Below are 20,881 nucleotides of genomic sequence, written 5' to 3' on the forward strand. Positions count from 1 at the left end.
GAGACGTGCATGGACATAATTCATCTTTATTTTTATAGGGGATAGTGGTCATCAAACGGCTGGATCGTCTTATTTTTTGGCGCAAGTGTCCAGTGTCCCGTTGTGCGCCGCAGGCTTAGGCTCTTTCGGATGACCTGTTCAACAATAACCAAAGGTGCGCCATGATCCCAAGAACCCTGTTCAGTCCAGAGCACGAATTGTTCCGAGACACTGTACGAACCTTCCTTGAAAAAGAAGCCGTGCCGTACCACAGCCAGTGGGAAAAACAGGGGCATGTCGATCGTAAGCTCTGGAACAAAGCAGGGGAGGCGGGCATGTTGTGCTCACACCTTCCAGAGGCCTACGGCGGGCTGGATGCAGATTTCCTCTACAGCGCCGTGGTGATCGAGGAGATCGGCCGCCTGGGGCTGACCGGGATCGGCTTCTCGTTGCACTCCGATATCGTCGCGCCGTACATCCTGCATTACGGCAGCGAGGCGTTGAAACACAAGTACCTGCCGAAACTGGTGTCCGGTGAAATGGTCACGGCCATCGCCATGACCGAGCCGGGCGCGGGATCGGACCTGCAGGGGGTGAAGACCACGGCAGTGCTGGACGGTGACGAATACGTCATCAACGGCTCGAAGACGTTCATCACCAATGGCTTCCTTGCGGACCTGGTCATCGTCGTTGCCAAGACTGACCCGAAGGCGGGCGCCAAGGGCACTAGCCTGTTCCTGGTGGAAGCGGGCACGCCGGGCTTCGAGAAAGGCAAGCGCCTGGAAAAAGTCGGGATGAAGGCCCAGGACACGTCGGAATTGTTCTTTCAGGACGTGCGGGTGCCGATGGAAAACCTCTTGGGGCAGACTGGAATGGGCTTCGCCTACCTGATGCAGGAACTGCCCCAGGAGCGCCTGACTGTCGCCATCGGTGGCCTGGCCTCGGCCGAAGCGGCATTGCAATGGACGTTGGACTACACCCGCGACCGCAAGGCATTCGGCAAGTCCATCGCCGATTTCCAGAACACCCGTTTCAAGCTCGCGGAAATGGCCACCGAGATCCAGATCGGCCGGGTCTTCGTCGATCGTTGCCTGGAGCTGCACCTGCAAGGCAAGCTCGATGTGCCGACGGCGGCGATGGCCAAATACTGGGGCACCGACCTGCAGTGCAAGGTGCTCGACGAGTGCGTGCAGTTGCATGGCGGCTACGGTTTCATGTGGGAATACCCGATTGCCCGGGCGTGGGCGGATGCGCGGGTACAGCGGATCTATGCCGGGACCAATGAGATCATGAAGGAGATCATTGCGCGGTCGCTTTGATAAGGGGGTGGGTTTGAGTCGGCTATCGCGAGCAAGCTCGCTCCCACAGGGGATTTGTGCCTGATCGTATATTCGTGATCAGCACAGCCCCCCTATGGGAGCGAGCTTGCTCGCGATGAGGCCTATGGATCAGGGCGCCGGGTTCGGCTGGTCCTTGTGAATCGCCTCGATCCCCGCCAACACTTCATCCGACAGTTTCAGGTCGAAGCTGGCGATGTTGCTGTCCAGTTGCTCCAGCGTGGTGGCGCCGATGATGTTGCTGGTCACGAACGGCTGCTGGGTGACGAACGCCAAGGCCATCTGCGCCGGGTCCAGCCCATGTTCGCGGGCCAGGGCGACATAGCGACTGCAAGCCGCTTCCGACTGCGGGTTGAAGTAGCGCATGAAGCGGCTGTACAGCGTCAGGCGGCCCTTGGCGGGGCGTGCGCCGTTCTCATATTTACCCGACAGGAAGCCGAACGCCAGCGGCGAATAGGCCAACAGGCCACACTGTTCGCGGATGGCAATCTCCGCCAGGCCGATTTCAAAGCTGCGGTTGAGCAGGTTGTACGGGTTCTGGATCGACACCGCACGTGGCCAGCCACGGGCTTCGGCCAGGGCGAGGAACTTCATGGTGCCCCACGGCGTTTCGTTGGACAGGCCGATGTGGCGGATCTTGCCTGCGCGGACTTGTTCGTCGAGGGCTTCGAGGGTTTCCTCCAGCGGCGTGAAATCTTCGTCGGCCTTGTGGGTGTAGCCCAACTGGCCAAAGAAATTGGTGCTGCGCTCCGGCCAGTGCAGCTGGTAAAGATCGATCCAGTCGGTCTGCAGGCGCTTGAGGCTGGCGTCCAGGGCTTCGACGATGTGTCGGCGGTTGTGCTTGAGGTTCTTGTCGCGGATGTAGTCGATGGTGTTGCCGGGGCCGGCGATCTTGCTGGCCAGGATCCAGTCGGCGCGGTCGCCACGGCTCTTGAAGTAATTGCCGATGTAGCGCTCGGTAGTGGCGTAGGTCTCGGCCTTCGGCGGCACAGGGTACATCTCGGCGGTGTCGAGAAAATTGATCCCGGCCCCCTTGGCGCGTTCGATCTGGGCGAACGCCTCTGCCTCGCTGTTCTGCTCGCCCCAGGTCATGGTTCCGAGGCACAGGGCGCTGACGTTCAGATCGGTACGGCCTAGCTTGCGATAGTCCATCGGGGACTCCTTGGGCAAAACAATCATAAAAGCAGGTTGAAATATTTTTCGCAATCTGCATAATTGCGCACCTCTTTCTGCAGTGGAAGTGATGCGCCGCCGCCGAAGAATCTTGCCGTTGAACGGACGCGCCGACCCGAGCCCCCGAAAGCGTCTGTATCCGGCTGCCTTTGACTTGTCAAAGTACGCACTATTCAGTAAGATCCGCCGTCTAATTTACAGGGCGGCCCCTGAGGCTATAAAGAATGAAAACTTTTACTGCTAAACCGGAAACAGTAAAGCGCGACTGGTTTGTCGTCGACGCTGCTGGTCAGACCCTGGGTCGTCTGGCCACCGAAATCGCGAGCCGTCTGCGTGGCAAGCACAAGCCTGAGTACACCCCTCACGTTGACACCGGTGACTACATCGTCGTGATCAATGCCGAGCAAGTACGTGTTACTGGCGCTAAAACCACTGACAAAATGTACTACTCCCACTCCGGTTTTCCTGGCGGCATCAAGTCGATCAACTTCGAAAAGCTGATCGCCAAAGCCCCTGAGCGCGTGATCGAGACCGCGGTTAAAGGCATGCTGCCTAAGAACCCACTGGGTCGCGACATGTATCGTAAGCTGAAGGTTTATGCGGGCGCTGCTCACCCTCATACTGCTCAGCAGCCCCAAGAACTGAAGTTTTAACGGAATAGTTCATTATGTCGGCGACTCAAAATTACGGCACTGGCCGTCGCAAGACTGCAACCGCACGCGTTTTCCTGCGTCCGGGCACTGGTAACATCTCCATCAACAACCGCTCCCTGGATAACTTCTTCGGCCGCGAAACTGCCCGCATGGTAGTTCGTCAGCCGCTGGAACTGACCGAGACCGTCGAAAAATTCGACATCTACGTCACCGTTATCGGTGGTGGTGTAAGTGGCCAGGCTGGCGCAATCCGCCACGGCATCACTCGCGCCCTGATGGATTACGACGAAACTCTGCGCAGCGCCCTGCGTAAAGCTGGCTTCGTAACTCGCGATGCTCGCGAAGTTGAACGTAAGAAAGTCGGTCTGCGTAAAGCGCGTAAGCGTCCGCAGTACTCGAAGCGTTAATTTCGCTTCCGCGTTCAAAAGGCGCCCAGTTCCTCACGGAGCTGGGCGTTTTTTTATGTGCGAAATAATTGCTCTGTGACAACTTGCCACATTCGTAGAGCCCCTATACTACAAGGCTTGGCGGTTTGGCCGCATGGTAATTACCTTGTCAGAATTGGGGCTTTTCATTACCATTCGGCAAAATTTTTATAAGTTCAGATTTTTACTTAGTAGACGCCTGATCTAACAGGCCACAAAGCTGATGGGAGAGGACTGAATGAGCAATGACGGCGTGAATGCAGGCCGGCGTCGCTTCCTGGTAGCAGCCACATCCGTGGTGGGTGCTGCAGGAGCGGTGGGGGCTGCGGTCCCGTTCGTGGGGTCATGGTTTCCCAGCGCCAAGGCGAAAGCCGCAGGTGCACCGGTGAAAGTGAATGTCAGCAAGATCGAGCCAGGCCAGCAGATGATTGCTGAGTGGCGCGGTCAGCCGGTGTTCATCGTCCGCCGTACAGAGGAGATCCTGGGGAATCTGAAAAAGATCGAGGGCCAGCTGTCCGATCCCTCTTCCAAGAACTCGGTCCAACCGGAATACGTCAACCCTGAAACGCGATCGATCAAGCCGGAAGTCCTGCTGCTGATCGGGATCTGCACGCACCTGGGTTGCTCGCCAACGTTCCGTCCCGAAGTGGCCCCTGCCGACCTGGGCAAGGATTGGGTAGGTGGCTATTTCTGCCCATGCCACGGCTCCCACTATGACCTGGCGGGTCGCGTCTACAAATCCCAGCCTGCACCCCTGAACCTGCCAGTTCCCCCGCATTCCTATGAGTCGGATGATGTCATCGTCATCGGCGTCGACACGGAGAAAGCGTGATGAGCAAACTTATGGATTGGGTTGATGCGCGCTTTCCCGCGACCAAGATGTGGGAAGACCATCTCAGCAAGTATTACGCCCCGAAGAACTTCAACTTCTTCTACTTTTTTGGTTCCCTCGCATTGCTCGTTCTGGTCAACCAGATCGTCACCGGTGTCTGGCTGACCATGAGCTACACCCCGTCGGCGGAGGAAGCATTTGCCTCCGTCGAATACATCATGCGCGACGTCGAGTACGGCTCGATCCTGCGCCTGCTGCACTCCACCGGCGCTTCGGCGTTCTTCATCGTGGTCTACCTGCACATGTTCCGTGGCCTGCTCTACGGTTCGTACCAGAAGCCGCGTGAGCTGGTGTGGGTCTTCGGCATGCTGATCTACCTGGCGCTGATGGCTGAAGCCTTCATGGGCTATCTGCTGCCTTGGGGCCAGATGTCCTACTGGGGCGCCCAGGTGATCATCTCGCTGTTCGGTGCGATCCCGGTCATCGGCGACGACCTGACCCAGTGGATTCGTGGTGACTATCTCATCTCGGGTATCACCCTGAACCGCTTCTTCGCCCTGCATGTCGTGGCGCTGCCGATCGTGATCCTCGGCCTGGTGGTGCTGCACATCCTGGCGCTGCACGAAGTGGGTTCGAACAACCCGGATGGCGTGGACATCAAGAAGCACAAGGACGAGAACGGCGTACCGCTGGACGGCATTGCCTTCCACCCGTACTACACCGTGAAAGACATCGTCGGCGTGGTGGTCTTCCTGTTCATCTTCTGCTCCATCGTGTTCTTCTTCCCGGAAATGGGCGGTTACTTCCTAGAGAAGCCGAACTTCGAGCAGGCGAACGCGTTCAAGACCCCAGAACACATTGCGCCGGTCTGGTACTTCACACCGTTCTACGCAATCCTGCGGGCGATTCCGGACAAGCTGCTGGGTGTGATCGCCATGGGCGCAGCCATCGCCGTGCTGTTCGTCCTGCCGTGGCTGGACCGCAGCCCCGTCAAGTCGATGCGCTATAAAGGCTGGCTGAGCAAGATCTGGCTGGTGGTGTTCTGCATCTCGTTCGTGATCCTGGGGGTGCTGGGCGTACTGGCGCCGACACCGGGGCGTACGTTGCTCTCGCAGGTTTGCACGTTCCTTTACTTCGCCTACTTCATTCTGATGCCTTTCTATACCAGGCTCGAGAAGACCAAACCGGTTCCGGAAAGGGTGACTGGCTGATGAAAAAGCTATTTGCTGTACTGATTCTTGCTGCCATGCCTGTACTGTCCTTCGCGGCTGAACACGGTGGTCCGGAGCTGGAAAAGGTCGACATCGACGTTTCCGACAAAGCAGCCATGCAGGACGGCGCGCGTACGTTCGCCAACTACTGCATGGGTTGCCACAGTGCCAAGTTCCAGCGCTACGAGCGTGTGGCCGATGACCTGGGCATCCCCCATGAAATGATGCTCGAGAAACTGGTGTTCACCGGTGCCAAGCTGGGTGACCACATGACCATCGGCATGCAGCCTGCGGACGCCAAGACCTGGTTCGGTGCAGCGCCGCCCGACCTGACCCTGGTGGCGCGCGTGCGTGGCACCGACTGGCTCTATGGCTACTTGCGCTCGTTCTATGAAGATCCTGCGCGTCCATGGGGCGTGAACAACAAGGTCTTCCCGAACGTCGGCATGCCGAACGTCCTGGTCGGCCTCCAGGGTCGCCAGGTGGTAGGCTGCAAACAGGTTCAGATCGTCGAACACGGCAAGAAGCAGTATGATCCGCTGACCGGCACGGCCTTGACCCATGAAGCCTGCGACCAGCTGACCATCGTGCCGAACTCCGGCACCCTGACGCCTGAGCAGTTTGACGAGAAGGTCAAGAACCTTGTGACCTTCCTGGCCTACTCGGCCAACCCGGTGAAGCTGGAGCATCAGCGCATCGGTACGTATGTCTTGCTGTACCTGGCGTTCTTCTTCGTATTCGCATATCTGCTCAAGCGTGAATACTGGAAAGACGTTCATTGATAAAGCTGTAAGCCGTTGCTGTTAATCGTGCGCGCCCAAGGGCGTCTCTGAAGGTGTAACGAGCCTGGTCGGCCAGGTGGTTACGGGAGACGCCCTCTGGGCGCGCTCGTTTTTCCGTTTTTCGATAATTTCAACAAGCGAGGAGGATCGCCATGGGCGTGACCAATCGGTTGGCCTGTTACTCCGACCCCGCCGACCACTATTCCCACCGGGTACGTATCGTACTGGCCGAGAAGGGTGTCAGCGCCGAGATCATTTACGTCGAAGCGGGCCGTCAGCCGCCGAAGCTGATCGAGGTGAACCCTTACGGCAGCCTGCCCACCCTGGTCGATCGCGACCTGGCGTTGTGGGAATCGACTGTGGTGATGGAATACCTGGATGAGCGTTATCCACATCCGCCTTTGCTGCCGGTGTACCCCGTTGCGCGTGCGAACAGTCGTTTGCTCATTCACCGCATCCAGCGTGACTGGTGCGGGTTGGTGGACCTGATCCTGGATCCTCGAACGAAGGAGCCGGCACGGGTCGTGGCGCGCAAGGAGCTGCGCGAAAGCCTGACGGGCGTGTCGCCGCTGTTTGTCGACAAGCCGTTTTTCCTCAGTGAGGAACAAAGTCTGGTGGATTGCTGCCTATTGCCCATACTCTGGCGTTTGCCGATCCTGGGTATCGAACTGCCGCGGCCCGCCAAGCCGCTGCTTGATTATATGGAGCGCCAATTTGCGCGTGAGGCTTTCCAGGCGAGTCTGTCTGGCGTCGAACGCGACATGCGCTAAGGCTTAGGGAGCCGCTATGAACTCCAGTCGACCTTATCTGGTCCGCGCGCTCTACGAGTGGATTGTGGACAACGATTGCACCCCGCACATGCTGGTTAACGCCGAGTATCCATCGGTACAGGTGCCGCAGGGTTTTGCCAATGACGGGCAGATTGTCTTGAACGTGTCGCCGGCCGCTGTGCGTCATCTGCACATGGACAACGATGCGGTCAGCTTCGAGGGGCGTTTTGGCGGGGTACCGCATACGCTTTATGTGCCGATTGCTTCGATCCTGGGGATTTATGCTCGGGAGAACGGGCAGGGCATGGTGTTCGAGTTGGAAGTGCCGTTGGATGGCGAAGAAGAGTTCGAGGCGGATGATGACATTCCGCCACCGGATGACGAACCGCCACGGCCTACCGGGCGGCCGAGCTTGAAGGTGGTGAAGTAGGCTACAGATATGTGCCAGTCATTGAGTGTGCGATAGCCTGCAACTTGGTGAAGAAAATGCCTGTATCGTGAGATGCGGGCATTTTTTTGTCGTAGTCGGTGTGTATATCCGTTGCTGCGGTAACGGCGGCTTATGGTTCCGCCCTTACGGCGGCTCACTTTTTCAGACGCCAAAAAAGTAAGCAAAAAGGCTTGCCCCACCACTCGGTGCCTCGCCGAGGCTCGGCATGCCCTCACTCCGGCATTGCTCCGTGGGCCCGCCGCGAAGGGCCATCCATGGCCCAGCGCGGCTATCCCGGCATCCATGCCGGGATGCCCACTGCGCAACGCCTGCGTTCGGCCATCGTGGTTAACGGGGCGTCGAAGATCAAAGTCCAAAGCAAGATCAAGATCAAGATCAAGATCAAGATCAAGGGCAAGAGCGGGGTGCGCGCCGATCCAAGTCTCAAATGATACATAAAAAAACGGCGCTTTCCTTTTCAGGAAAAGCGCCGTTTTTTTACGAGCACTTATATCAATCAATGTACTCAAACAACTTCACAATCTTCTGCACCCCAGACACACCCTGCACCAGGTTGGTCGCCTGCGCAGCCTCCTGTTTGGTCAGCAGCCCCAGCAGATAGACGATCCCGTTCTCGGTTACAACCTTGATGCGCGATCCTGGAATGCTGGCGTCGGTCAACATCTGCGTCTTGATCTTGGTCGTCAGCCAGGCATCGTTCTGGCGCGCCAGCAGGGAGGAGGGCTGGAGGACCTGCAGTTCGTTATGCACGGTCTTGACCCGCTGCACGGCGCTGGCTTCCTGTTCGGCCTTGGCCTTGAGGTCGGCGCGTGGCGTCTGGCCGGCCAGCAGTACGACACCGTTGAAGCTGGTGACGACGATGTGCGAGTTGTTGTCCAGGTCCGGGTCGGCCTTGGCGATGTTCACGCCAACTTTGGTTTCGATCAGCGAGTCATCGATCTTGCTGCCGAAGGTGCGGGTGCCGCGGTCATCTTCAATCGGCTTTTCCCGGCTGGCGTTAACCACCGATGTGCAGCCGCTGATGCCGAGGCACAGGGTCAGGGCCAGAAGGCCTAGGCGATTAGGGGTCATTCTTCACTCCCGAACAGTTGGCTGTCGATCAAGTCGCAAAGGCAGTGGATCGCCAGCAGGTGGACTTCCTGGATACGTGCGGTGACATTGGCTGGTACGCGAATCTCGACATCTTCGGGCAAGAGCAGGGATGCCATGCCGCCGCCGTCGCGACCGGTCAATGCTACGACAATCATTTCGCGATCATGTGCGGCCTGGATCGCTTGAATAATATTGGCCGAGTTACCGCTGGTGGAAATCGCCAGAAGCACATCGCCGGGCTGGCCGAGGGCGCGGATCTGCTTGGAGAAGACTTCGTTGTAGCTGTAGTCATTGGCAATCGAGGTGATCGTCGAGCTGTCGGTCGTCAGCGCGATGGCCGGCAGGCTCGGGCGCTCGCGTTCGAAACGGTTGAGCAGCTCCGAGGAGAAGTGCTGGGCATCGCCGGCGGAGCCGCCGTTGCCGCATGAGAGCATCTTGCCCTCGTTGAGCAGGGCGTTGACCATCACTTGGCTGGCTTGCTCGATGTGCGGTGCAAGTACGTCCATCGCCTGTTGCTTGGTGTCGATGCTGGCCTGAAAAAGCTGGCGGATTCGCGATTGCATGTCCATCTGTGTGACCTTAAGTAGCGCGACTTATCGGCACAGGCATGTGCGGCGCGCAAAGCAAAGAGCAAAAAAGTTAAGTGGGGGTGTCCGGCTCGGCTGGGCTCAACTGTCGAAGGCATTCTGCAGCCAGTTCAACTGGTCGACGCTGCTGTCGATGGCAACCACGTCGAAGCGGCAGGGATGATCGGCCCAGCGAGACTCGCTTTGCAGGAAATACTGCGCGGCGAAAACCAGCTTTCGGCGTTTGCGCTCGTCAACGCTGTCGAGCGCGCCACCCCATTGGGTATTTTTCCTATAGCGGACCTCGACGAATACTACTGTATCGCCGTCAAGCATGACCAGATCCAGCTCGCCGCGCTTGCATAACCAGTTCTGCGCCAGCAGGCGCAGGCCTTGTTGCTGCAGATGCGCGAGGGCGTGGCCCTCGGCATCCTTTCCGCTTTGCAAGTGTGATCGATCGGGCATCAGCGCTGGGTGTCCGGCAGGCGCTGCACCTGGCCATTGACGAACTGGGCCCACGGCAATTGACGTTGCACGCGCTGGGTCGGCGAGATCGCCAGGCTGCCTGAAAGGCCTTCGATGCGGCTGTCCGGAAGCGTCTTGAGTTGGCCCAGGCGCGGAGCGAGGCGATAGGCGTCGGCACCCATCGCATACAATCGGCCCAGGCTGCCACCGGCCTGGGGCCATTGTGCAGTCACTTGTTGGCGCAGTGGGTCGTTGGCGTCGAGCAGCCATGGTGTTTCGCAGAAGCGCACGCCATTCATGTCGTTGTACTGGTTCTGGTCGCCGCTGACGCTGAACACCGAAGACGTTGCATAGACTGGCACGTCGCCAGCGTACTGGAAGTTCAGGGTTGGCTTGATCTGCTGGGCCTGCTGTGGCGTCGATGCGAGGAAAATGAACTCGATGTCCTGGCGACGAGACGGCTGGGCAGCGACCGTGGTGCCTACCGTGTTCTGCAGGCTCTTGGCGCGACCTTCACTCTGGCGCAGTTGGAACATGTCGGCGATCTGCTGGGCCAGTTGCACGGGTTGGTCGACACGCTCGATCGCAACGATGGTCCCGCCGTTGGCCTGCCAATCCTGGCTGAAGGCCTTCAATACACGATCGCCCCATTCGCCTTTCGGCACCATGGCGGCGGCACGATGGAGGCCGTCGGCGCGGGCGCGACGGGACACTTCGCGGGCTTCGTCTTCCGGCGCCAGGCCGAACTGGAACAGTTGGGGTGGGCCTTGTTCGCCTTCGCTGTAGTTCAGCGCCAAGGTGGTGATCGGCAGTTGTGGGCGCATGCTGATCTGCTTGACCAATGGTTTTTCCAGCGGGCCGACTACCAGCTGCACACCGTCAGCCTGGGCCTTGCGATAGAACTCATCCATCGAGGTCAGGCTGGCGCTGTCATAGATCTGGATGCTTGGCGGCTTCTGCCCGGCCGTTTGGGCCTGGTAGTGCGCGGCCATGAAGCCATCACGCAAGGCCTTGGCGACCGAGGCAAGCGGGCCGTTCTGCGGCAGCAGCAAGGCGATCTTGCTCAATGGCTGGCTCGCCAGCTCCTTGAGCTTGACCAGTGGCGTCGGCAATTGAAGCGCGGCCGGATGTTTCGGGTTCTGTTCGCGCCAGCTATCGATCGCCGCCTGTTGCTGTTCCAGGGTGCCGGCGGTTTTCACGGCCTTGGCCAGGCTCAACCAGCCGCCGAGGTCATCGGTGGTGGTCGGCTGCAGTTGATCGGTAGGCAGCGAGGCGATCAGGGTCCAGATCGCCTCATGGTTTTTTGCCGCCGCTTCGCCTTCCAGCAGTGGGGCGATAAAGATCCGCTCCTTGGCAGCGGCCAGGGTCTGGCCATCGGCTTCAAGGGCGCGAGCACGGACGGTGCCGGTGCGGACCTGCTGCTCCACCGGCATTTCGCTCAGGTGTTGCAGGCTCGGATGGTTCAGCGAAGCCAGGGCAGCCTTGGGCTGGTTGCGTGTCATGGCCAGTTCGGCCGACAGCGTGCTGGCGAAGATCTGTTGGCCGGGCTTGAGTGACTCCATCGGCACCTGTTGCAGGATCTGTGCGGACTGGCCAGCATTGCCTTGACGGTAGGCCAGGTCTGCGGCACTCAGGCGCAGCAGGGCAGCTTTTTCCGGGTTTTTGCTTTGGGTGGCCTGTTCGAGCAATTGCTCGATACTGGCATCCGGGGTCCGTGGAAGTTCGCCAAGGCTGGACGAGGGCGAGCTGGCGCAAGCGGCCAGGAGGGCAGCGAGGCAGAGGGCGGAGAGCAGCCGCAGGCAAGCGATCATGTAAATGTTCCTGATACGAGATCAAATTAGCGTCGAATTGTACCCAAGCGCTGGCCGGGGCGCGATGTTAGTGGTGTGAATCGATCAATTTAGGTATTTCAAAGAGTGCGGCGCAGCATAAAAGACTGGCATTGACCCCTGTGGCGAGGGAGCTTGCTCCCGCTGGGCTGCGTAGCGGCCCCAAAACCATCCAGCGCGGTACATCAAGATTTGGCTGTCAGATTTTTACGACTGCTGCGCAGCCGAGCGGGAGCAAGCTCCCTCGCCACAATGGCTTGCGTACATTCTCACGTAAGCAGTACTGCCCCAGGCTACCCGGTACTGCGAACAGCCGAGACCGCCGCTACACGCTACAATGGCGGTTTTTACCGATCATGAGGTACGCGTTTTGACTGCTCCAGGTGCTTTGAATTCCGCTGCTGGCTCGCTTTACGTGGTGGCGACCCCCATCGGCAACCTGGACGATATCAGTGCCCGGGCGCTGAAAATTCTGCGGGAAGTCGCCCTGATCGCAGCTGAAGACACGCGTCACTCCCAGCGCCTGATGCAGCATTTCGGGATTTCCACGCCATTGGCGGCATGTCACGAACATAACGAGCGGGACGAGGGCAGTCGTTTCATCACCCGCCTGCTGGCAGGCGATAACGTGGCGCTGATTTCCGATGCGGGCACGCCGCTGATTTCCGATCCGGGTTATCACCTGGTACGCCAGGCGCGTGCTGCTGGTATCAATGTGGTGCCGGTGCCCGGGGCTTGCGCATTGATCGCGGCGCTGTCGGCGGCCGGCTTGCCGTCGGACCGTTTCATCTTCGAAGGTTTCCTGCCAGCCAAGGCGGTCGGGCGGCGGGCGCGCCTGGAGGCTATAAAGGAAGAACCGCGCACGCTGATCTTCTATGAGGCGCCGCACCGCATTCTGGAGTGCCTGCAAGACATGGAGCAGGTGTTCGGTCCCGAGCGCCAGGCGCTGCTGGCCCGGGAGTTGACCAAGACGTTCGAAACCCTCAAGGGCCTGCCGTTGGCGGAGCTGCGAGCCTTCGTCGAAGGCGACAGTAATCAACAGCGTGGTGAGTGTGTCGTGCTGGTGGCGGGCTGGACTCCGCCTGAAAGCGAAGACGCGGTCAGCGCCGAGGCAATGCGCATTCTCGACCTGTTGCTGGAGGAAATGCCGCTCAAGCGGGCCGCAGCCCTCGCGGCGCAGATCACCGGCGAGCGCAAGAATGTGCTGTATCAGGTCGCGCTGGAAAAACAGAAGGGCCAATGAAACCGGCGCATCGGGCTGGCCATGGGCTTTTATCGCTTGTTCTTGAGCCGCTCTACCGTTAACCTTCGCGGCGGAGAGTCGATCGGACAGTCGCTGCCCTCTATGAAAATTAGGGGGGGGAGGAAAGTCCGGGCTCCATAGGGCGAAGTGCCAGGTAATGCCTGGGAGGCGTGAGCCTACGGAAAGTGCCACAGAAAATAACCGCCTAAGCGCTTCGGCGCCGGTAAGGGTGAAAAGGTGCGGTAAGAGCGCACCGCACGGCTGGCAACAGTTCGTGGCTAGGTAAACCCCACTTGGAGCAAGACCAAATAGGGTCCCAAGGCGTGGCCCGCGCTGGGACCGGGTAGGTTGCTAAAGATGTCCAGTGATGGCCATCGTAGACGAATGACTGTTCAAGACAGAACCCGGCTTACAGATCGACTCTCCACCTTTTTCCCTCCCTGCCGGAATCACTGGCAGAAGCCATTCCTAATACCAAAAAAATCTTACTCTTAACAAATCACTTTAACTTGTGCGCGCAGCCTCCTGTGCTGCTTTGAGTTGAGGCGAATTTTCCTACGTCAGATTCTTGTTACCCCTCCTGAAACGCTCCTAAATCTCCGATCTATAAGGCTTTTCCTTCATTACGCGCCTTGACGGTGCGGTGGGCGCATTCCTATAGTGTGCGCAAGTGGCGGAAAGTGGCATGAAGTGGGTTTTTTTGAAGGTAAAACGCCAAAAAGTGGAGAAACGCTGACGTGTTTCGCGGAGCTAACGCAATCAGTCTCGATGCAAAAGGCCGGCTCGCCATGCCCAGCCGGTATCGTGACGAGCTCGTTTCGCGAAGTTCCGGGCAGTTAATCGTCACGATCGACGCTGTTGATCCATGTTTGTGCGTTTACCCTCTGGATGAGTGGGAAATCATCGAAACCAAACTGCGCGCATTGCCTTCGTTGCGAGAAGAAAACCGCCGCCTGCAACGCTTGCTGATCGGTAATGCCGTCGACCTCGAACTCGACGGCAGCGGTCGTTTCCTGGTGCCGCCGCGCCTGCGCGAATATGCCAAGTTGGACAAGCGCGCGATGCTGGTGGGCCAACTGAACAAGTTCCAGCTGTGGGACGAAGATGCCTGGAATGCGGTTTCCGCCGCTGACCTTGCTGCTATTCAACAACCGGGCGCCATGCCTGATGAACTGCGTGATTTGATCCTGTGACTATTGATAGCGGCTTTAACCACATCACCGTACTGCTTGACGAAGCCGTCGAGGCTCTCGCCGTACGTCCTGATGGCTGCTATCTGGACGGCACGTTCGGACGTGGCGGACACAGCCGGCTGATCCTCAGCCTGCTCGGGCCGGGCGGTCGGTTACTGGGGTTCGACAAGGATCCTCAAGCGATTGCCACCGGGCAAGCGCTGGCGGCCGAAGACGGCCGCTTTGTCGTTGTGCAGCGCAGCTTTGCCGAGCTGGGTGCGGAAGTCGAACAGCGCGGCTTGGCCGGCAAGATCAGCGGCGTGCTGCTGGATCTCGGCGTCTCTTCGCCGCAGCTGGACGATCCTGAGCGCGGCTTCAGTTTCCTCAATGACGGTCCGCTGGACATGCGTATGGACCCGTCCCGCGGCATCAGCGCCGCCGAATTCGTCAATACCGCCCCGGTGGAAGAAATCGCCCGTGTCTTCAAGGAGTACGGCGAAGAGCGTTTCTCCGGTCGCATGGCGCGTGCCGTGGTCGAGCGTCGTGACATCAAGCCGTTCGAGCGTACCGGTGACTTGGCCGAAGTACTGAAAGTGGCCAACCCTGCCTGGGAAAAAGGCAAGAATCCGGCAACCCGAGCTTTCCAAGGCCTGCGCATTCACGTCAACAACGAGTTGGGTGATCTCGAGGCTGGCCTTGATGCCGCCCTTGAAGCGCTGGAGGTGGGTGGTCGCCTGGTGGTGATCAGCTTCCACTCCCTGGAAGACCGTATCGTCAAACTGTTCATGCGCAAGCTCACCAAAGGCGAAGCCGATAACCTGCCGCGCAACCTGCCGGTACGTTTCGAGGCTTTCGTACCGAAAATCAAGGTTCACGGCAAAGCGCAGTTCGCCTCCGAGGCCGAGCTCAAGGCCAATCCACGTGCCCGTAGTGCGGTCATGCGTGTTGCGGAGAAGTTGCGGTGAGCAAGCTCTTCGCCAAGCCCCTGCCGGGCGGCAGCTTTTTCATGCTGCTGCTGTTTATCGGCGTGCTCGTGTCGGCCATTGCCGTGTCTTACAGCGCGCACTGGAATCGCCAGTTGCTCAATACCCTTTACAACGAACTGAGCGTGCGCGACAAGGCGCAGGCCGAGTGGGGTCGGTTGATCCTGGAGCAAAGCACCTGGACCGCCCACAGTCGTATCGAAGTGCTGGCCACTGAACAACTGAAGATGCGCATCCCCGGTGCCGCCGAAGTGCAGATGGTGGCGCCATGATGAAGCTCGAAGGGGCACTCTTCCCGTGGCGGTTCCGCCTGGTCCTGGGCTTGCTCGGCATCATGGTCGCGGCGATTTCGTGGCGCATCATCGACTTGCAAGTGGTCGACCGTGATTTCCTCAAGGGCCAGGGCGACGCCCGTAGCGTGCGTCACATTCCGATCCCGGCCCACCGTGGCCTGATCACCGACCGCAACGGCGAACCGTTGGCCGTGAGTACGCCGGTGACGACCTTGTGGGCGAACGCCAAGGAAATGCAGCAAGCCAAGGAAAAGTGGCCTGCGCTGGCTGCCGCTCTAGGCCAGGATCCAAAGGCCCTGGCTGAACGGCTTGAAGCCCAGGCCAATAAAGAATTCATCTATCTGGTGCGCGGGTTGACCCCCGAGCAGGGCCAGAGTGTGCTCGATCTGAAAGTGCCGGGCGTTTATGGCATCGAAGAGTTCCGGCGTTTCTACCCGGCCGGCGAAGTCACCGCCCACATGGTCGGGTTTACCGACATCGATGATCGAGGGCGGGAAGGGGTCGAGCTGGCCTATGACGAATGGCTCGCCGGGGTCGCCGGCAAGCGCCAGGTCATCAAGGACCGACGCGGTCGGTTGATCAAGGATGTCCAAGTCACCAAAAACGCCAAGGCCGGCAAGCCCTTGGCGTTGTCCATTGACCTGCGCCTGCAATACCTGGCCAACCGCGAGTTGCGCAATGCCATCGTCGAGAACGGTGCCAAGGCCGGCAGCCTGGTGATCATGGACGTGAAGACCGGCGAGATCCTGGCCATGGTCAACCAGCCGACCTACAACCCGAACAATCGCCGCAACCTGCAACCGGCGATGATGCGCAACCGCGCCATGATCGACGTGTTCGAGCCGGGCTCGACCATGAAGGCGGTGTCCATGGCCGCCGCTCTTGAAACCGGGCGCTGGAAACCGAGCGACACCGTCGAGGTGTACCCCGGCACCCTGCAGATCGGCAAGTACACCATTCGCGACGTGTCCAAGACCGAAGGGCCAGTGCTCGACCTGACCGGCATCCTGATCAACTCCAGTAACGTTGGCATGAGCAAGATCGCCTTCGACATCGGCGGCGAGACGATCTATCGCCTGGCCCAGAAAATCGGCCTTGGCCAGGACACCGGCCTGGGCTTCCCGGGCGAGCGCGTCGGCAACCTGCCGAACTACCGTGACTGGCGCAAGGCTGAAACCGCCACGTTGTCGTACGGCTACGGTGTTTCCGTAACCGCGATCCAGCTCGTCCACGCGTTTTCCGCGTTGGCCAACAACGGGCGTATCGCACCGCTGACGCTGATCAAGACTGACAAGGCGCCGCAGACGACCCAGGTCATCCCGGAAAACGTCGCCAAGACCATGCAGGGCATGCTGCAACAGGTGATCGAGGCCCCGCGCGGTGTCTATCGCGCCCAGGTGCCGGCCTATCACGTCGCCGGCAAGTCGGGTACGGCCCGCAAGACGTCCGTGGGCACCAAGGGCTATGCCGAAAACTCCTATCGTTCGCTGTTCGCCGGCTTCGGTCCGATGAGCGACCCGCGCTACGCCATCGTGGTGGTCATCGACGAACCGAGCAAGGCCGGTTACTTCGGTGGCCTGGTTTCCGCGCCGGTGTTCAGCAAAGTGATGTCCGGCACCCTGCGCCTGATGAACGTTACCCCGGATAACCTGCCGCCGACCCAGCAGGCGAGTACCGCCCCGGTCGTTCCATTGAAAGCTGACGGAGGGCGTGGCTGATGTCCCTGAGCCTGAACAAGATTTTTGCCCACGCCGGTCATGACCTGCTGATTCGCGAGCTGGCCCTCGACAGCCGTGACGTGCGCGCCGGTGACCTGTTCCTGGCCGTGCCGGGAGCCCGTTTCGATGGCCGCGACCACATTGCCGACGCGTTGAAACGCGGAGCGGCCGCCGTGGCCTATGAAGTGAACGGCGCAACCGTGCTGCCGATCACCGACGTCCCGCTGATTCCGGTCAAGGGGCTGGCGGCGCAGTTGTCGGATATTGCCGGACGCTTTTATGGCGAGCCGAGCCGTCACCTGAACCTGATTGGGGTGACCGGCACCAACGGCAAGACCAGCGTGACCCAACTGGTGGCGCAGGCGCTGGATCTGCTCGGGCAGCATTGCGGCATCGTCGGGACCCTGGGCAATGGTTTCCACGGCGCCCTGCAAAGCGGGCTGCACACCACGCCGAATCCGATCGCTGTGCAAGCGACCCTGGCAGACCTGAAGAAGGCCGGGGCCAAGGCCGTCGCGATGGAAGTCTCTTCCCACGGTCTCGATCAAGGCCGGGTCACCGCGCTGGCCTTCGATGTAGCGGTGCTGACCAACCTGTCCCGCGATCACCTGGATTACCACGGCACGATGCAGGCCTACGGCGAGGCCAAGGCCCGGCTGTTCGCCTGGAACAACCTGAAGTGCCGGGTCATCAATATCGATGACGAGTTCGGTCGGCAACTGGCCGCCGAGCAGCGCGAGTCCCGGTTGATCACCTACAGCCTGGAAGACGCCAGTGCCTACCTTTATGTACGCCAGGCACAGTTCGATGACGAAGGCGTGCGCGCCACGCTGGTTACCCCTCAGGGTGAACACCATTTGCGCAGCACCCTGCTGGGTCGCTTCAATCTGAGCAACGTATTGGCCGCCGTCGGCGCCTTGCTCGGGTTGGACTACGCGCTGGATGAAATTCTCAAGGTCTTGCCGAAGCTTGAAGGCCCGGCCGGGCGCATGCAGCGCTTGGGCGGTGGCACCCAGCCGCTGGTGGTGGTCGATTACGCCCACACCCCTGACGCATTGGAAAAAGTCCTTACGGCGTTGCGCCCTCACGCCAAGGGTCGGTTGCTGTGCCTGTTCGGCTGTGGCGGTGATCGTGACCGTGGCAAGCGTCCGTTGATGGCTGAGGTCGTAGAGCGGCTGGCCGATGGTGTCCTCGTCACTGACGACAACCCGCGCAGCGAAGACCCGTTGCGGATTTTCGACGATATCCGTGCCGGTTTCTCGGCGGTGGATAACGTCACCTTCGTGGCCGGACGCGGCCAGGCCATTGCCCAATTGATCGCCAGTGCGTCGGCGGATGACGTCATTGTCCTGGCCGGCAAAGGGCACGAGGACTACCAGGAAATCAACGGTGAGCGCCACGGGTTTTCCGATCTGGTGGAAGCCGATCACGCGCTGACCGCATGGGAGGTGGCCCATGCTTAAGGCCTTGAAACTCAGCGAACTGACCAACGCCCTGGGCGCGCGCCTGATCGCAGCGGACGCCACGTTCAACGGCGTCAGCATCGACAGCCGGGCGATCGCCCCGGGCCAGTTGTTCATCGCCCTGGCCGGGCCGCGTTTCGACGGCCACGATTATCTGAACGAAGTGGCGGGCAAAGGCGCGGTCGCGGCGTTGGTCGAGCGCGAGGTGACCAACAGCACGCTGCCACAATTGCTGGTCAGCGACACCCGCCAGGCCCTGGGCCAGCTCGGTGCGCTGAATCGCGCGGCATTTGCCAACCCGGTCGCGGCCATCACCGGCTCCAGCGGCAAGACCACGGTCAAGGAAATGCTCGCCAGTATCTTGCGCACGCGCGGTCCGGTGTTGGCGACCCGTGGCAACCTGAACAACGACCTCGGCGTACCGTTGACCCTGCTTGAACTGGCGCCGGAGCACAGTGCCGCCGTCATCGAACTGGGTGCTTCGCGGCTCGGCGAGATTGCCTACACCGTCGGCATGACCAAGCCCCACGTGGCGGTGCTCAACAACGCCGGGACCGCTCACGTCGGCGAGTTCGGCGGCCCGGAAAAAATCGTCGAGGCCAAGGGCGAGATCATCGAGGGGCTGGATGCCGACGGCGTCGCCGTGCTGAATCTCGACGACAAGGCCTTCGAAATCTGGAAAACCCGTGCGGGCGAGCGCAAGGTGCTGACTTTTGCCCTGAGCAACCTCGCTGCGAATTTCTACGCCAGCGACCTGGACCGCGATGCCCGCGGTTGCCCGGCCTTCAACCTGCATGGCCCAGACGGTGCCGAGCGCGTGCAGTTGAACCTGCTGGGCACCCATAACGTTGCCAATGCCCTGGCTGCCGCCGCCGCCGCCCATGCACTGGGTGTGTCGCTACCGGGCATCGTCGCCGGGTTGAACGCGGTCCAACCGGTCAAGGGGCGTTCCGTCGCGCAACTGGCGAGCAACGGCATGCGCGTCATCGACGACACCTACAACGCCAACCCAACGTCGATGTGTGCGGCCGTGGATATCCTCGCCGGTTTCTCCGGTCGCACCGTGCTGGTGCTCGGTGACATCGGTGAGCTGGGCGACTGGGCGCAGCAAGGCCATCACGATGTCGGCGCGTATGCGCGTGGCAAGGTCGATGCGCTGTACGCCGTCGGCCCGATGATGGCCCACGCGGTCGCGGCGTTTGGCGAGCACGCACAGCATTTCACGACTCAGGCCGAGCTGATCCAGGCCCTGGGTGCCGAGCAAGACCCGAACACCACCTTATTGATCAAGGGCTCACGCAGTGCGGCGATGGAAAACATCGTCGCGGCTTTGTGCGGCACCCGTATGGAGAAACATTAATGCTGCTGCTGCTAGCGGAGTACCTGCAACAGTTCCACAAAGGCTTCGCGGTCTTCCAGTACCTGACCCTGCGCGGGATCCTGGGTGTGCTGACCGCGTTGTCGTTGTCGCTGTTCCTGGGCCCGTGGATGATCCGCACCCTGCAGAGCCTGCAAATCGGCCAGTCGGTCCGTAACGACGGCCCGCAATCGCACCTGTCCAAATCCGGTACGCCGACCATGGGCGGCGCGCTGATCCTGTCGTCGATCGGCATCAGCACCTTGCTCTGGGCCGACCTGGCGAACCGTTACGTCTGGGTCGTGCTGCTGGTGACGCTGTTCTTCGGCGCCATCGGCTGGGTCGACGACTACCGCAAGGTCATTGAGAAGAACTCCCGTGGTCTGCCAAGCCGCTGGAAATATTTCTGGCAGTCGGTGTTCGGCCTCGGCGCGGCGATCTTCCTTTATATGACCGCCGCCTCGCCGGTGGAAACCACCCTGATCCTGCCGATGCTCAAGGACTACAGCATCCCGCTGGGCGCTGGCTTCATCGTGCTGACCTACCTGGTGATCGTCGGTTCGAGCAACGCGGTCAACCTCACCGATGGCCTCGACGGCCTGGCGATCATGCCGACGGTGATGGTCGGCGGTGCACTGGGGATCTTCTGCTACCTGTCGGGTAACGTGAAGTTCGCCGAATACCTGCTGATCCCTTACGTTCCGGGCGCCGGTGAGCTGATTGTGTTCTGCGGTGCGCTGATCGGTGCCGGCCTGGGTTTCCTGTGGTTCAACACCTACCCGGCGCAAGTCTTCATGGGCGATGTCGGCGCGCTGGCGCTGGGCGCGGCCCTGGGCACCATCGCGGTCATCGTTCGCCAGGAAATCGTCCTGTTCATCATGGGCGGCGTGTTCGTGATGGAGACCCTGTCAGTCGTCATTCAGGTTGCCTCCTTTAAATTGACCGGCCGCCGTGTATTCCGCATGGCGCCGATCCACCACCACTTTGAACTCAAGGGCTGGCCCGAGCCGCGCGTGATCGTCCGTTTCTGGATCATCACCGTGATTCTGGTGCTGATCGGCCTTGCCACCCTGAAGCTGAGGTAGAA

The 20,881-nt window shown here is 60.3% G+C and carries 22 protein-coding genes and 1 other RNA gene; 18 read left to right on the forward strand and 5 right to left on the reverse strand.

The window, feature by feature from the left end; genetic code table 11:
- Positions 1–161 precede the first annotated feature (161 nt).
- Complete coding sequence (locus JMN22_RS04910) at positions 162–1,298, forward strand: acyl-CoA dehydrogenase family protein (protein WP_198796610.1); 1,137 nt, start codon at positions 162–164, stop codon at positions 1,296–1,298.
- 129 nt (positions 1,299–1,427) lie between these two features.
- Here the strand turns inward: JMN22_RS04910 and JMN22_RS04915 are convergent, their stop codons facing one another.
- On the reverse strand, positions 1,428–2,468 hold the full coding sequence (locus JMN22_RS04915; RefSeq protein WP_198796609.1) for an NADP(H)-dependent aldo-keto reductase: 1,041 nt from the start codon (positions 2,466–2,468) through the stop codon (positions 1,428–1,430).
- Positions 2,469–2,713: 245 nt separating this feature from the next.
- On the opposite strand from JMN22_RS04915, the gene rplM reads away from it, so the two are divergent.
- The 8 genes from rplM (at position 2,714) to JMN22_RS04955 (ending at position 8,044) form a co-directional block, all read left to right on the forward strand.
- Positions 2,714–3,142, forward strand: a complete 429-nt coding sequence (gene rplM / locus JMN22_RS04920; RefSeq protein WP_003205365.1) for a 50S ribosomal protein L13 — start codon at positions 2,714–2,716, stop codon at positions 3,140–3,142.
- A 14-nt stretch (positions 3,143–3,156) separates the two neighbouring features.
- Complete coding sequence (gene rpsI, locus JMN22_RS04925) at positions 3,157–3,549, forward strand: 30S ribosomal protein S9 (protein ID WP_003228056.1); 393 nt, start codon at positions 3,157–3,159, stop codon at positions 3,547–3,549.
- Between the two features lie 256 nt (positions 3,550–3,805).
- Positions 3,806–4,399 (forward strand): ubiquinol-cytochrome c reductase iron-sulfur subunit, encoded by a 594-nt coding sequence (petA, locus tag JMN22_RS04930; protein ID WP_030138562.1) that lies wholly within the window; start codon positions 3,806–3,808, stop codon positions 4,397–4,399.
- The gene (locus JMN22_RS04935) at positions 4,399–5,610 is read left to right on the forward strand and encodes a cytochrome b (RefSeq protein ID WP_030138561.1); all 1,212 of its coding nucleotides are present in this window, start codon (positions 4,399–4,401) and stop codon (positions 5,608–5,610) included. Before petA ends, JMN22_RS04935 begins: the two co-directional genes overlap by 1 nt.
- Entirely contained in the window at positions 5,610–6,392 is a 783-nt protein-coding gene (locus tag JMN22_RS04940; protein WP_030138560.1) for a cytochrome c1, read from the forward strand. Before JMN22_RS04935 ends, JMN22_RS04940 begins: the two co-directional genes overlap by 1 nt.
- A gap of 152 nt (positions 6,393–6,544) precedes the next feature.
- On the forward strand, positions 6,545–7,162 hold the full coding sequence (locus JMN22_RS04945) for a glutathione S-transferase N-terminal domain-containing protein (RefSeq protein ID WP_030138559.1): 618 nt from the start codon (positions 6,545–6,547) through the stop codon (positions 7,160–7,162).
- Between the two features lie 16 nt (positions 7,163–7,178).
- Positions 7,179–7,592, forward strand: a complete 414-nt coding sequence (locus JMN22_RS04950; protein WP_198796608.1) for a ClpXP protease specificity-enhancing factor — start codon at positions 7,179–7,181, stop codon at positions 7,590–7,592.
- A 275-nt stretch (positions 7,593–7,867) separates the two neighbouring features.
- Positions 7,868–8,044: a hypothetical protein gene (locus tag JMN22_RS04955; RefSeq protein ID WP_198796607.1), complete on the forward strand. Its 177-nt coding sequence runs from the start codon at positions 7,868–7,870 to the stop codon at positions 8,042–8,044.
- A gap of 61 nt (positions 8,045–8,105) precedes the next feature.
- On the opposite strand, the gene JMN22_RS04960 is transcribed toward JMN22_RS04955, so the two are convergent.
- The 4 genes from JMN22_RS04960 to JMN22_RS04975 all read right to left on the reverse strand — a co-directional run bounded on the left by JMN22_RS04960 (position 8,106) and on the right by JMN22_RS04975 (position 11,547).
- On the reverse strand, positions 8,106–8,684 hold the full coding sequence (locus tag JMN22_RS04960; RefSeq protein WP_030139689.1) for a BON domain-containing protein: 579 nt from the start codon (positions 8,682–8,684) through the stop codon (positions 8,106–8,108).
- Complete coding sequence (locus tag JMN22_RS04965) at positions 8,681–9,274, reverse strand: phosphoheptose isomerase (RefSeq protein ID WP_007928463.1); 594 nt, start codon at positions 9,272–9,274, stop codon at positions 8,681–8,683. Before JMN22_RS04965 ends, JMN22_RS04960 begins: the two co-directional genes overlap by 4 nt.
- Before the next feature lie 99 nt (positions 9,275–9,373).
- Positions 9,374–9,736: a YraN family protein gene (locus JMN22_RS04970; RefSeq protein ID WP_030139688.1), complete on the reverse strand. Its 363-nt coding sequence runs from the start codon at positions 9,734–9,736 to the stop codon at positions 9,374–9,376.
- Complete coding sequence (locus JMN22_RS04975) at positions 9,736–11,547, reverse strand: penicillin-binding protein activator (RefSeq protein ID WP_198796606.1); 1,812 nt, start codon at positions 11,545–11,547, stop codon at positions 9,736–9,738. Before JMN22_RS04975 ends, JMN22_RS04970 begins: the two co-directional genes overlap by 1 nt.
- Positions 11,548–11,902: 355 nt before the next feature.
- On the opposite strand from JMN22_RS04975, the gene rsmI reads away from it, so the two are divergent.
- The 9 genes from rsmI to mraY all read left to right on the forward strand — a co-directional run bounded on the left by rsmI (position 11,903) and on the right by mraY (position 20,879).
- On the forward strand, positions 11,903–12,808 hold the full coding sequence (gene rsmI / locus JMN22_RS04980) for a 16S rRNA (cytidine(1402)-2'-O)-methyltransferase (protein WP_198796605.1): 906 nt from the start codon (positions 11,903–11,905) through the stop codon (positions 12,806–12,808).
- 74 nt (positions 12,809–12,882) lie between these two features.
- Positions 12,883–13,236: RNase P RNA component class A (rnpB, locus tag JMN22_RS04985), an RNA gene on the forward strand.
- A gap of 309 nt (positions 13,237–13,545) precedes the next feature.
- Positions 13,546–14,001, forward strand: a complete 456-nt coding sequence (gene mraZ / locus JMN22_RS04990) for a division/cell wall cluster transcriptional repressor MraZ (RefSeq protein WP_003205355.1) — start codon at positions 13,546–13,548, stop codon at positions 13,999–14,001.
- Entirely contained in the window at positions 13,998–14,945 is a 948-nt protein-coding gene (rsmH, locus tag JMN22_RS04995; RefSeq protein WP_437127685.1) for a 16S rRNA (cytosine(1402)-N(4))-methyltransferase RsmH, read from the forward strand. The genes mraZ and rsmH overlap by 4 nt, the downstream gene beginning before the upstream one ends.
- Positions 14,942–15,235, forward strand: a complete 294-nt coding sequence (gene ftsL / locus JMN22_RS05000; protein WP_003178214.1) for a cell division protein FtsL — start codon at positions 14,942–14,944, stop codon at positions 15,233–15,235. The genes rsmH and ftsL overlap by 4 nt, the downstream gene beginning before the upstream one ends.
- Complete coding sequence (locus JMN22_RS05005) at positions 15,235–16,974, forward strand: peptidoglycan D,D-transpeptidase FtsI family protein (protein ID WP_181287711.1); 1,740 nt, start codon at positions 15,235–15,237, stop codon at positions 16,972–16,974. Before ftsL ends, JMN22_RS05005 begins: the two co-directional genes overlap by 1 nt.
- A complete protein-coding gene (locus JMN22_RS05010) occupies positions 16,974–18,437 on the forward strand; it encodes a UDP-N-acetylmuramoyl-L-alanyl-D-glutamate--2,6-diaminopimelate ligase (RefSeq protein ID WP_198796604.1) in 1,464 nt (487 codons plus the stop codon). Before JMN22_RS05005 ends, JMN22_RS05010 begins: the two co-directional genes overlap by 1 nt.
- Positions 18,430–19,797, forward strand: coding sequence for a UDP-N-acetylmuramoyl-tripeptide--D-alanyl-D-alanine ligase (locus JMN22_RS05015; RefSeq protein ID WP_198796603.1), 1,368 nt, complete (start codon positions 18,430–18,432; stop codon positions 19,795–19,797). Before JMN22_RS05010 ends, JMN22_RS05015 begins: the two co-directional genes overlap by 8 nt.
- Positions 19,797–20,879, forward strand: a complete 1,083-nt coding sequence (gene mraY / locus JMN22_RS05020) for a phospho-N-acetylmuramoyl-pentapeptide-transferase (RefSeq protein WP_030139681.1) — start codon at positions 19,797–19,799, stop codon at positions 20,877–20,879. The genes JMN22_RS05015 and mraY overlap by 1 nt, the downstream gene beginning before the upstream one ends.
- The last annotated feature ends 2 nt before the right edge of the window (positions 20,880–20,881 follow it).

This window comes from Pseudomonas sp. HB05 (genome assembly GCF_016756915.1).
Classification (GTDB): Bacteria; Pseudomonadota; Gammaproteobacteria; order Pseudomonadales; family Pseudomonadaceae; genus Aquipseudomonas; species Aquipseudomonas alvandae.